Consider the following 11,710-nt stretch of genomic DNA (forward strand, 5'->3'; position numbering starts at 1 on the left):
ATTTCTCCTTATTTAATGTCTTTAATAGTAAAATACATTTTGCCATTTGGAGTAGTAACTTCTACTCTATCATTAACTTTTTTTCCTAATAATGCAGCACCTACTGGTGATTCATTTGATATAAATCCTTTTACAGGATCTGACTCTGCAGTTCCTACGATTTTGTAATCCATTGTTTCATCAAATTCTTCATCATATACTGTCACTGTATTTCCTACCCCAACTTCATCAGAATTTAAGTCTACTTCGATAGTTTTTGCATTTCTTATCATATCTTCAACTTTTGCTATACGACTTTCGATTTCACCTTGTTCATTTTTAGCTTCATCATAGTCAGCATTTTCTGATAAGTCACCAAAGCTTCTTGCAATTTTTATTTTTTCTGCAATCTCTGGTCTTCTTTTGGTTTTTAGGTATTCTAATTCGTCTTCTAATTTTTCTAAATACTCTTTTGAAAGTATTACTTCTTTATTTTCTGCCATTTCATCCCTCTAAAACATTCTTATATTCATCTAATAAATCAAATATTTCTTCTTTTGTTTTTAATTTATTAACTTCATCACGGACCTTGCTTGAGTCCTTAAGGCCTTTTATATACCATCCTACGTGCTTTCTCATCTGATTTACTACTAGCTTTTCATCTTTAAATTCTAAAGATAGGGCATACTGCTCTTTGATTTGATCAATTATTTCACTCGGGCTTACCTTGCTATAATTTCCAGTTTTTAAATAATCTTTAATATATTTAAACAAGAATGGATTACCCATAGCACCCCTTGCAAGCATAACTCCATCAGCATTAGTAGTTTCTATGATTTTTATAAAATCATCTACAGAAAAAACATCTCCATTTGCTATTACTGGTATAGCTAAAGCTACTTTTAATTTTTTAATATCATCCCAGTTTGCGCTTCCGCTATATTGTTGCTCACGAGTCCTACCGTGTAGGATGACATAATCTACACCATTATCCTCGCAAATCTTACCAATTTCAACAAAATTTCTACGTGTATCATCTACACCTGATCGAAATTTTACATTTACTTTTTTATTAGTAGATTTTACCAGGGTTTTAGTTATCTTATCAACTAAGTCTGGTTCTTTCATAAGAGCTGAGCCTTCTCCATTTTTATATATCTTTGGAGCAGGACAGCCCATATTAAAGCTTAAGTCAGTAATAGTGTCAATTGGATTTATCTTTTCTTTTATAGCTCTTTCAATTTTTTCTGGGTCTCTGCCAAAAATTTGGATATTTGCGTGTTTTTCTTTATCAGCTATATAAAGAATTTCATCGGTTTGTTTGTTATCATAAATCATGGCATTTACACTTGCCATTTCCGTAAATGTTTTATCCGCCCCGTATTTTTCGCAAATTATTCTAAAGGCTACGTCTGTAACTCCTGCTAGGGGAGCTAACATGATTTCTTTATTTTTTAATTCTGTCATAAATAATTTTTAGCCCATCTAACATCAAATCAGGTTCGATACGGTTAATATATTTTGACTCACTTGCAATTAATTCAGAATAGCCACCAGTCGCTATTACCTTTATCTCATCTGCTATCCCATAGTCATTTATAAGCTCATTTTCAATTTGACTTATAAGTCCATCTATTAAGGCAATATATCCGTAAACAATCCCAGCATTCATACTTTCTGGTGTAGTTCTTGCTATTGCCGTTTTTGGATTTCTAAGTTCAATTTTTGGTAACTGAGCAGTCATGCCAAAAAGACCATCTTGGGCGATGCGAATACCTGGTGCTATAGATCCACCTAAATATTTTGCATCTTTTGTTATGACATCAAAAGTAATAGCTGTTCCCATATCTACTATTATAGCTGGTCCACCATATTTATTGTAAGTTGCAACTGCATTTACAATTCTGTCCGCCCCAACATCTTTTGGTGACTCATAGTCATTGGTAATACCTGTATCAGTCATATAGTCAATAACTATAGGGTCCTTATCAAAAAGCTTGCGGTTACATGATTGCCATGCATACATGATATCAGGAACTACCGATGAAATAATGGTATCATCGATACATTCTTTATCAATTTCATGAATTGTAAACATATTAAAAAGGGTAGCTACTAATTCATCGCTGGTGCGTTTTAAATTTGTAGCCACTCTATATCTGAATTCTAATTTATCTTTGTTGAAAACACCTAGAACAGTATTGGTATTTCCTACATCTACTACTAGCAGCATCGTATCTCCCTTTAAGGTTTTAGTAAATAAAATTTAACTCTAATATGATACGATAATTTCCTCTTTAATTCAACTATTTACCTAGTTTATATTTTCTTATAAGTCTGTTGACTTCTACTATATCCAAAGACTTTACTTTTGTTGCTTCATTTGTATTTTGCTTATCTTTTTTAGCTTGGATTACAAAGTCATTTTTTTCCTTATCAAAGCCCCATTTTTTTATTTCTTTGTAGGTATAAAAAGTGGAATTTATAAGAATTCCATTTTCTGCAATATACAATTTATTTTGTTGGGATAGGGCAAATACAAAGGCTAATATAACCATAACAACAGACATCATAATAGCATTTTTATTATCTTGCTTAAGTCCTGCTACTAGATTAAATACTCCTGTTGCTAGTAAAAAGGCTAATAGCACCCACTCAAAAGTAGTAGATGGTCTATCAAATCTATTTACTTCTCCTTGTAATAACTTTTTATTTTTTTGTGCTTTGATAAGTCTATAAGCAAAAAATACAATAATTGCTATATACATTATCAAAACAAAACTATCTAAATTTCTCTCCATAATAACTCCTCACATAAAAAATAGGTCTTATGACCTATCCTTCATAAACTTCTCTTTTTAATACACCTATAAATGGCAAATTTCTATAACTTTGGTCATAGTCTAGTCCAAATCCTACTACAAATTCATCTGGTATCTTAAAGCCATACCAGTCTGGCTTTATATCAACTTCCCTTCTTTCTGGTTTATCTAAAAGGGTAATGATTTTTATATCCCTAGGATCTCTTTTTTCCAGATTATTTTTTAATTTGAAAAGTGTGTGACCTGTATCAATTATATCTTCAATTAATAGCACATTTTTATCTTTTATATCAGTGTCTAAGTCCTTTAAAATTTTGACATTTCCTGATGATGTAGTGCCAGATCCATAAGATGATACTGCCATAAATTCCAGATTAGTGTCAACTTTAATATGTTTGGCAAGCTCAGCCATAAACATTACTGAACCCTTTAGGATTGCAACCATTATTAGGGTATCTTCATCTTTGTAGTGCTCATTTATATATGAAGCTAATTTTTTTATTCTAAGATTTAAACTCTCTTCATCAATCAAAATTTTTTCAATTATTTCATTTGTATCACTAATCATTTGTCACCTCAATTTTTAAAATATTTTTCGTTTGCTTACTCACCTTATAATCTTCAGATATCCTATGACCAGCCAGCCAAATAATTTCATGATTTGATAAGATTAAAGGAACTTCATCACGGATATTTTTATCAATCTTTTGATCTATAAAAAAATCTTTTAGCTTTTTATTATGACTCATCCCCAAGGGTTTAAATCTGTCCCCATTTCTCCTAGTCCTAACGGTAAGAGGGAAAGAAATCTTATCTAAGTCAAAATATCCTATATTTTTATCATTACTACTTTTTTTAAAAACTTTATCAGCCCTTATACTATATCCATTAAAATTAATTTCTTGGCCAAGTTCAAGGCTAAGAATATTATAAGAAAGTTTTTTATTTGTAATAATTTCTAAATCATAAGACTGATAATTTTTTCTAAAAATTATATCATCTTTAATAATTTTTTTACCCGTATCAAGGTCCACAAGTCTTATAAATTCATCTACATTTTCTCTTGATAAATCTTTTATCTCACCCTTAAGTTTAAAAATAGCTTTTCTAATAATTCTAGACTTTTTATTATAAGAAAGATTTTCAAATTCCTTTATATCAAATTTTATATAAGTATCTGCTTCACTTAGCGCAATAGACTTATATATGTCTTCTATAATTTCATCTATGATTTCTAAATCATTTTTTACAAGGTCTGATAAGTTAAAAAAGTTTGATTTTACATTAGAGTTTATTTGTTCCAGGCTTGGGAAAATCTCATTTCTAATATAATTTCTGGTATAGTCATTTTCTAAATTTGTCACATCTATAGCATAATCTATATTATTTTCTTCTAAGTAAGAGAGGATTTCTGACTTTTTAAAGGATAAGATTGGTCTTATTATCCTGCCATTTTTATAATCCATGGCAGCTAAACCATCTAAGCCAGTACCTCTTATCATACGAAATAGCATGGTCTCTGCCTGATCATCCATATTATGGGCAATAGCAATCTTAGAATTTTTATTTCCATTGGCTAATTGATTAAAAAAATCATACCTTAACCTGCGGCCAGCATCTTCGGCAGATATCTTATTTGCTTTTGCAAAATCATCCATGCTAGCTCTTTTGACTTCTACTTTCATACCTAGTTTTTGCCCAGTTTCTTTTACTAGGTTTTCATCAAAAGATGCTTCTTTTCTATGTAGGTGGTTTAAGTGGGCAAGAATAATATTTAAATTATATTCTTCTTTTATTTGATTAAAAAGGTAGATTAAAAATTGGCTATCTGGGCCACCACTTGCACCAATTATTATGGTATCATTTTTTTCTACTAGGTCATATTTTTTTATATTGGATAAAAATCTATTAATTATCGTCATTACTTGTTTCTGGTTCTAAGAGTTCTTCTGATTAATTTTCTTTGTTTATAGTATCTTCTTGATTATTTTTGTCATCATCTTCTTCTGTTGACTTATCTTCTTGTTTACTTTCAGTATTACCCTTTGTCATACCCAGTCTTTCTTGGGCAATTTTTTCCTTAAATTGATCAGTATTTCTTATTTCATAGTCTTTTTCTAGACTAGTAATTTCTTTGTTTACATCATCTAGTTTTTTTTGAGTAGAAGAAATTTCAGTATCTAACGAATTTATTTCTGCCTTCATCATTTTATTTAGAAAGATATAAGAAATTACTGATATAAGCAGGACTAAAAATATGGTTAATAAAAACCTTCTATTTTTAGCCTTTCTTCTTCTCTGATATGATTTAGCTTTCGCCATCTATAACCTCATACATTTCACCGGCAGTAGACTTCTTTGCTCCATCTATTAGGTCTGTTACTTTTACCTTTAAGTTACTTTTTCCAAAAGCAATCTCTATTATATCGCCCTCTTCTACTACAGAGCCTGGTTTTGCAACATTTCCATTTATTAATACTCTGCCATTTTCACATGCTTCTTTTGCAACTTGCCTACGTTTTATTATTCTTGAATTTTTTAAAAATTTATCTATTCTCATAGGCTTATTTTACTCTAATAGCGCGCTTATAGCTAGCTAAAAACAAAAGCCCAGGCTAAGCCTGGGCTAAATAATTTTTATCTTATAATAGGTGATCTTCGTCTGAATCTACTTCTTTAACATCACCATTTTCAACAACGTCTAATCTTTCTTTTCTTACTTGATCAGAAACTCTTTGGTTTTCTGTAACTGTTTCAGTATTTACATCTACTTCTTCTGATACGTAAGCTTCTTTATCTACAGATACTTGTTCTTCGTGGATTGGAATTCTGATTTCATCAGCTGTTTCATCGAAGTTGTATCCATCTACTGCTTCACCTTCTACAGCGTGTCTTTCAACAGTAACTCTTTCTTTTTCTACAGGAACTTCGATTTCTTGAGTTTCTGTTACAACTTCTTTTTTAAGTCCAATTTCACCAGTTTGAACTCTTTGTTTGTTTACTCTTAGTCTTTCTTCGTGAAGTCTAATTTTTTCATTTTTTGATAGGTCATCTCTTTCAAGAATATCATTGTCGATGTAGTCTTTTCTTTGTTCATAAGCTGCATCTACATATTCTGGATCATCTAAGAAACCATCTCTTTCGATAGCTAATACATAGTTACCATTTTCTACTGCACCTAGTGCTTCGTCAGATACGTTTCTATCAAATCCGAAATCACCAAAGTATGTTGGATCTAAATCTTCACCGGTGTAGTAAGCATAGATTCCGTTGTAGTCTGGGTCTAATGTATCTCTATTAGCTCTATCTGAAATTCCGTAATATCTTAAATTGTCATTATCAAATTCATTTGCAGAAATTACTTCTAGTTCGCTATCGCTAAATCCTTGAGCTCTAAGTTGATCTATTCTTGCTAAAAGTTCATCTTCTGTTCTAAATGTTTCAAAATTTGCCATTATAATCTCCTTTTTAATTGCTAGACTTATTGTCTAATTTGTTCTAGTAGGTATATACCCCCTAGTAATTTTTATTAAACATAAATATAAAAATTTTTTTAAATTTTTACAAATATTTATATTTATTGTTCAATATTATCAAAATTTAGTTTACTATCATCAACTGTAATAATCTCTTTTCTAACTGGAACTCTAATAGTTTGCATCTCTATATATTTTTCTCTTCTTATTACAAGCTCTTCTACAACTTTTTTTTCTTTTCTAACTGTTACTCTTTCTTCATGCAAAGGAATAACTATAGTTTCGCCTCTTTTTAGCTTTTCTAGATATTCCTCATTTAAATCATCTTTTAAATTAGTCATCTAAATCATCCTTTCACACTTTTTTTATTTATACCCACAATTTAAAAAGTATAGTAGTATAGGTGATAATATGAATAATATTTTACATATAGACTGCGATGCCTTTTATGCATCGTGTGAAGAAATTAGAAATCCTAAACTTAAAAATTATCCTCTTGCAGTGGGAGGACTTACTAATAAATCGATAATTACAACAGCAAATTATAAGGCTCGTGAATATGGCTTGCACTCTGCTATGCCAGTTTTTATAGCCAAAGAACTATGTCCACATGTAATTTTAGTACCCGTAGACCATCCATATTATAGGAAAAAATCTGAAGAAGTTTTTACTATTATAAAAAAATATGCCAAAAATTTTGAGCAAGTTTCTATAGATGAGGCCTATCTTGAAGTAGATAATAAAAATCCTTATACTTTAGCAAAGTATATCCAAGATGAAGTATATAAAAAGACCCAAATTAACGTTTCTATAGGTATTTCTTACAACAAATTTTTAGCAAAACTTGCAAGTGATTGGAATAAGCCCCATGGTTTAAAAGAAATAAATAAGGAAGATGTCCCTGATATCTTGCTTGATTTTGATATAAAAAAAGTACACGGATTGGGCAAACATGGAGTAGAAAAATTAAATACTATTGGTATCTATACTATAAGAGACCTATTAAGACTTGATGAAGAATTTTTGATAGATTTATTTGGAAAACAAGGCTCTTACATCTATGGGGTTATCAGAGGTGAGGATAAAAGAGAAATAAATCCAAGTAGGGTAAGAAAATCATTGGGACGAGAAAGAACTTTTAGGAAAAATACCAATGACATTAATATTTTAAATAATTACTTAAAAGAAATTGCAGAAAAAATCGAGTTTGATTTAGCAAATAAGGATTTGCAGGGAAAAACTGTTAATTTAAAACTTAAAAATAGTGATTTTAAAACGACAACTCGTGCTATAACCTTCCAAGAACCTATATACAAGAAAGAAAATATATATGAGGCTGCAAGTGATCTATTAAATGAAGTTTATAAGGGCGAATATATTAGATTAATAGGCATCTCTTTATCAAAATTATCAAACAGAAATAGCAACCAATTATCGTTTTTGTAATAAAAAAGTACTGAAATTAATCAGTACTTTTTATTTTTATTCTGTATCTAGACTTTGTTGACCCTCTTTTTCTTCATCCTCAAAAAGGTCTGGATTTTCTTCATCATCTCTAAGGGTTGCTCTTATTTTTCCCTCAATTTCATTCATGATATCTTGGTTTTCTTCTAGGTAGGTTTTTACATTTTCACGACCTTGGCCCAGTTTCTCTCCATCATAAGAGAACCATGATCCAGCCTTATCAACTATATCCATTTCAACTGCAGTATCTAAGATTACCCCAGATTTTGAAATACCAGTTCCATACATTATATCAAACTCCACAACTTTAAATGGTGGTGCAACCTTATTTTTTACAACTTTTACCCTAGTACGAGATCCTATAGAATTATCTCCCTCAGTTATAGTTTTTATCCTACGGATATCAAGCCTAACTGATGAGTAGAATTTAAGGGCACGACCACCAGTTGTAGTTTCTGGTGAACCAAACATTACCCCAACTTTTTCTCTTAATTGGTTGATAAATACAACAGTTGTATTTGATTTTGCAATAACACCAGTTAGTCTTCTTAAGGCCTGACTCATAAGCCTAGCTTGAAGCCCTACGTGGCTATCTCCCATTTCCCCTTCAATTTCTGCTCTTGGTACTAATGCTGCTACAGAGTCTATAATAATTAAATCCACTGCACCAGAACGAACTAAAGATTCTGCTATATCAAGTCCTTGTTCCCCTGTATCTGGTTGAGATAGGATAAGATTATCTATATCTACACCAAGATTTCTAGCATATTCTGCATCCATAGCATGTTCTGCATCTATGAAGGCACATGTTTGACCTTGTTTTTGATCTTCTGCAATCATATGAAGGGCAAGGGTTGTTTTACCAGATGATTCTGGTCCAAATATCTCTATTACTCTACCTCTTGGTATACCACCAATACCTAGAGCAATATCAAGGTTGATAGCTCCAGTTGGGATAGCTGATACCTTAACTTTTGGTGCTTCACCCATCTTCATTATGGAGCCTTTACCATATTTTTTTTCAATATTTTTAAAGGCTTGGTCTAAGGCTTTTTGTTTATTATCATCCATAAAAATCTCCTATATATTTTCTAAATCTAAGACTTCTTTGTTTTTTATTATATAATCTAAACCAGAAATGATAGTTAGTATTACAGCTAGATAAAATACATATATACCTATATGATTTAAACTATTATTATCAAGTAAAAGTAATACTAGGGCTATCATCTGGCTAGTAGTTTTTAGTTTTCCCCATTTACTTGCTGCAATGGTGATGCCCTTATCGGCTGCAAGGGTTCTAAAGCCTGTAATAATTAATTCTCTTGCGATAATAATTATTACCGCCCAAGCAGGTATTATACTTCCTTCTACCAAAACAACAAAGGCAGCCATAGTTAAAAGCTTATCTACTAAAGGATCAACAAATTTTCCAAAAGTCGTTACCAAATTGCGGCTACGGGCTAGATGTCCATCTAGGGCATCAGTAAGGGATGCCACTACAAAAACTATAGCAGCTAGATTATTAGTTGACCCATAAATATAATATAATACTAAGAATACTGGAATCAAAAGTAATCTTAAGACTGTAACTTTATTAGCTATATTCACCTTGCTCTCCTTCGATATAAGTTCTATCTACTAAAACTTTTCTTGGCTTACTGCCTTCATAAGGACCTACTACACCTTTTTCTTCAAGCTGGTCTATTATCCTACCTGCTCTAGCATAGCCTACCCTTAATTTTCTTTGTAAAAGTGAAACTGAGGCAGTATTTTCATCTATAATAATTTTTATAGCCTCATCGATTAATTCATCCTCGTCATCCACTTCTTTTACCTGAGAATTTTCTTCAACTGTTTCTATTGCCTCTTGATTATAGTTAGCCTTTGTTTCTTGTTTGATATAATCAACCACATCTAAAACTTCTGTATCCGATACAAAGGCTCCTTGGATTCTAAGTGGTTTCATAGAATCGCTTGAAGCGTAAAGCATGTCACCCTTACCTAAAAGTTTTTCTGCTCCTGCTGAATCTAGTATGGTTCTAGAATCTGTTTGAGATGTAACTGCAAAGGAAATTCTAGATGGAATATTTGCCTTAATTGTACCTGTAATAACATCTACAGTTGGCCTTTGAGTAGCTATTACTAAATGAATACCACAGGCCCTTGATTTTTGAGCAAGACGCATAATATAATCTTCTACTTCACTTGCTGCAGTCATCATAAGATCTGCAAGCTCGTCTATAATTACAACTATATATGGTAAGTTTTCCATAGATTCATCAGATTCTGCTGCTTTTTTATAGCTTTCTATATCACGAACATGGTATTTTTGAAAGGCCTTGTATCTTTTTTCCATTTCTGAGATGGCCCAAAATAGAGATGAACTTGCTTTTTTAGGATCAGTAATTACCGGCATAATTAAGTGTGGAATGCCATTGTAGACAGAAAGCTCTACTACTTTAGGGTCAATCATCAAAAGCTTTACCTCATCTGGTGAATGTTTGTATAAAATACTCATTATAATAGTATTAATGCAAACTGATTTACCTGATCCTGTTGCCCCTGATACTAGTAAGTGAGGCATCTTTTCTATACCAGAAACTACAGGATCACCTGCTATAGATTTACCCATAGCAAAAGGGATTTTTGACTTAGCGTTTGCAAATTTGTTAGTAGATATTATTTCTTTAAAACCAACTATTTCCTTGCTATCATTTGGCACTTCTATCCCTACATGGCTTTTGCCAGGAATAGGGGCTAATATTCTTATACCACTTGTTGCAAGTGATAAGGCCAAGTCATCTGCAAGATTTAATATCTTACTAACCTTTACCCCTCTTTGCGGTTTTAATTCATAGCAAGTTACTGTTGGTCCTATATCAATTTGAACTACCTTTGCTTCTATACCAAAGCTTTCTAAAGTCTCTTCTATTGCTAGGGCTTTTTCTTTGATTTCGCCCTCATCTATGGATCCTGCATCAGACCTATCTTCTAAAAGATCAAGTGGTGGATAGTTATAATTGTCAAAGTCCTTTTTGAAAGACTCATCTAAATCTCTCATTTCAATTTGCTTTGATTTATAGCTTCTTACTTCTATTTCTTCATCGTCTTTGAAATCATAAGCTTTTATAGGTTTTTTCTTAGGTTTTTCAACTCTTACAGGTTCTTTCGCAACTTTTACCTCTAAGTCTTGGCTTGCTACTGGCTTTTCTTCTAGAGTTGGCCCCAAATCTTTATTATCATCTGGGATAAGGACTTCTTCTGCTTCTTTACTTTCATTCTTTTTAGAAGATTCATTTCTTTTTTCCTTAAGGCCAGCAAAGAAATTAGATACTCTCCCTCCTATAAAGACTAATATGTCCCTTAGTTTTATTAAAAACTCCCCATAGGTCATAGGACTGATGCCTATTACAAATAAAAATATGGAAAGGCCAAATAATATATCAAGTCCTAGAGTTCCTAAAAAGCTTACTATATAATAGGCGAAAAATCCGCCATAGATTCCACCAGAATCTTTTGCATTTAGCATATTATAATCCATAGTCCAGCTTAAATCATTTCTTACATAGGGCTTTGACATAAAGGCTAGGGTCATTGTAAATACTAAATATAAAAGCAAAAAGTTTTTTATATTTACCTTATATTTATCCCTATAAGCAAATAGAAAGCTTATAAAAACTATTAGGGGAAATAGTAGGGCAAGTTTTCCAAAGGTACTTGTAAAAGCACTAGTTACTACATTTCCAAGTTTACCAGTATTTGATGAAAGTATAAATATAAAGAAAAATAAGGATAGACCCATCATAACTAGAGAAAAAATATTAAAATTAAAGGTCCATTCTCTTTTTTTAGTAGCTCTTTTCTTATTTTTTGGAGGTTTATTTGTGGATTTTTTTCTTATTCTATTGTCATTTTTACTATTTGCCATATCTTACCTCACTATAAATTATATTATATCAAGGCTAA

At 31.5% G+C, this 11,710-nt stretch carries 14 protein-coding genes; 1 reads left to right on the forward strand and 13 read right to left on the reverse strand.

Going from position 1 to position 11,710, the window contains the following annotated elements:
- Positions 1 to 8 precede the first annotated feature (8 nt).
- The 10 genes from greA to AB9Q04_RS00910 form a co-directional block, all read right to left on the reverse strand.
- On the reverse strand, positions 9 to 482 hold the full coding sequence (gene greA, locus AB9Q04_RS00865; protein WP_394020164.1) for a transcription elongation factor GreA: 474 nt from the start codon (positions 480 to 482) through the stop codon (positions 9 to 11).
- A gap of 1 nt (position 483) precedes the next feature.
- On the reverse strand, positions 484 to 1,446 hold the full coding sequence (gene dusB / locus AB9Q04_RS00870; RefSeq protein ID WP_410023505.1) for a tRNA dihydrouridine synthase DusB: 963 nt from the start codon (positions 1,444 to 1,446) through the stop codon (positions 484 to 486).
- Positions 1,427 to 2,212, reverse strand: coding sequence for a type III pantothenate kinase (locus tag AB9Q04_RS00875; RefSeq protein ID WP_394011865.1), 786 nt, complete (start codon positions 2,210 to 2,212; stop codon positions 1,427 to 1,429). Before AB9Q04_RS00875 ends, dusB begins: the two co-directional genes overlap by 20 nt.
- Positions 2,213 to 2,285: 73 nt before the next feature.
- Complete coding sequence (locus AB9Q04_RS00880; RefSeq protein ID WP_410023506.1) at positions 2,286 to 2,780, reverse strand: DUF5673 domain-containing protein; 495 nt, start codon at positions 2,778 to 2,780, stop codon at positions 2,286 to 2,288.
- Positions 2,781 to 2,814: 34 nt separating this feature from the next.
- Entirely contained in the window at positions 2,815 to 3,369 is a 555-nt protein-coding gene (gene hpt / locus AB9Q04_RS00885) for a hypoxanthine phosphoribosyltransferase (RefSeq protein ID WP_410023507.1), read from the reverse strand.
- On the reverse strand, positions 3,362 to 4,723 hold the full coding sequence (tilS, locus tag AB9Q04_RS00890; RefSeq protein ID WP_410023508.1) for a tRNA lysidine(34) synthetase TilS: 1,362 nt from the start codon (positions 4,721 to 4,723) through the stop codon (positions 3,362 to 3,364). The genes hpt and tilS overlap by 8 nt, the downstream gene beginning before the upstream one ends.
- A 31-nt stretch (positions 4,724 to 4,754) precedes the next feature.
- A complete protein-coding gene (locus AB9Q04_RS00895) occupies positions 4,755 to 5,123 on the reverse strand; it encodes an FtsB family cell division protein (RefSeq protein WP_410023509.1) in 369 nt (122 codons plus the stop codon).
- Complete coding sequence (locus AB9Q04_RS00900; RefSeq protein WP_410023510.1) at positions 5,110 to 5,361, reverse strand: RNA-binding S4 domain-containing protein; 252 nt, start codon at positions 5,359 to 5,361, stop codon at positions 5,110 to 5,112. The genes AB9Q04_RS00895 and AB9Q04_RS00900 overlap by 14 nt, the downstream gene beginning before the upstream one ends.
- 82 nt (positions 5,362 to 5,443) lie before the next feature.
- Positions 5,444 to 6,256 carry a YsnF/AvaK domain-containing protein gene (locus AB9Q04_RS00905; protein ID WP_394011877.1) on the reverse strand — a complete coding sequence of 271 codons (813 nt, stop codon included), beginning with the start codon at positions 6,254 to 6,256 and terminating at the stop codon, positions 5,444 to 5,446.
- Positions 6,257 to 6,378: 122 nt separating this feature from the next.
- Positions 6,379 to 6,618 carry a DUF2382 domain-containing protein gene (locus tag AB9Q04_RS00910; protein WP_394011879.1) on the reverse strand — a complete coding sequence of 80 codons (240 nt, stop codon included), beginning with the start codon at positions 6,616 to 6,618 and terminating at the stop codon, positions 6,379 to 6,381.
- A 70-nt stretch (positions 6,619 to 6,688) separates the two neighbouring features.
- On the opposite strand from AB9Q04_RS00910, the gene AB9Q04_RS00915 reads away from it, so the two are divergent.
- Positions 6,689 to 7,723: a DNA polymerase IV gene (locus AB9Q04_RS00915; protein WP_410023511.1), complete on the forward strand. Its 1,035-nt coding sequence runs from the start codon at positions 6,689 to 6,691 to the stop codon at positions 7,721 to 7,723.
- Positions 7,724 to 7,759: 36 nt separating this feature from the next.
- Here AB9Q04_RS00915 and recA read toward each other — a convergent pair whose 3' ends face one another.
- From recA to AB9Q04_RS00930, 3 genes are read right to left on the reverse strand one after another with little or no spacing between them, the layout of a single operon-like run.
- Positions 7,760 to 8,812: a recombinase RecA gene (gene recA / locus AB9Q04_RS00920; protein ID WP_410023512.1), complete on the reverse strand. Its 1,053-nt coding sequence runs from the start codon at positions 8,810 to 8,812 to the stop codon at positions 7,760 to 7,762.
- A gap of 9 nt (positions 8,813 to 8,821) precedes the next feature.
- The gene (gene pgsA, locus AB9Q04_RS00925; protein WP_410023513.1) at positions 8,822 to 9,352 is read right to left on the reverse strand and encodes a CDP-diacylglycerol--glycerol-3-phosphate 3-phosphatidyltransferase; all 531 of its coding nucleotides are present in this window, start codon (positions 9,350 to 9,352) and stop codon (positions 8,822 to 8,824) included.
- A complete protein-coding gene (locus AB9Q04_RS00930; RefSeq protein ID WP_410023514.1) occupies positions 9,339 to 11,672 on the reverse strand; it encodes a DNA translocase FtsK in 2,334 nt (777 codons plus the stop codon). Before AB9Q04_RS00930 ends, pgsA begins: the two co-directional genes overlap by 14 nt.
- Positions 11,673 to 11,710: the final 38 nt, after the last annotated feature.

The organism is Anaerococcus groningensis (assembly GCF_046365465.1).
Classification (GTDB): domain Bacteria; phylum Bacillota; class Clostridia; order Tissierellales; family Peptoniphilaceae; genus Anaerococcus; species Anaerococcus groningensis.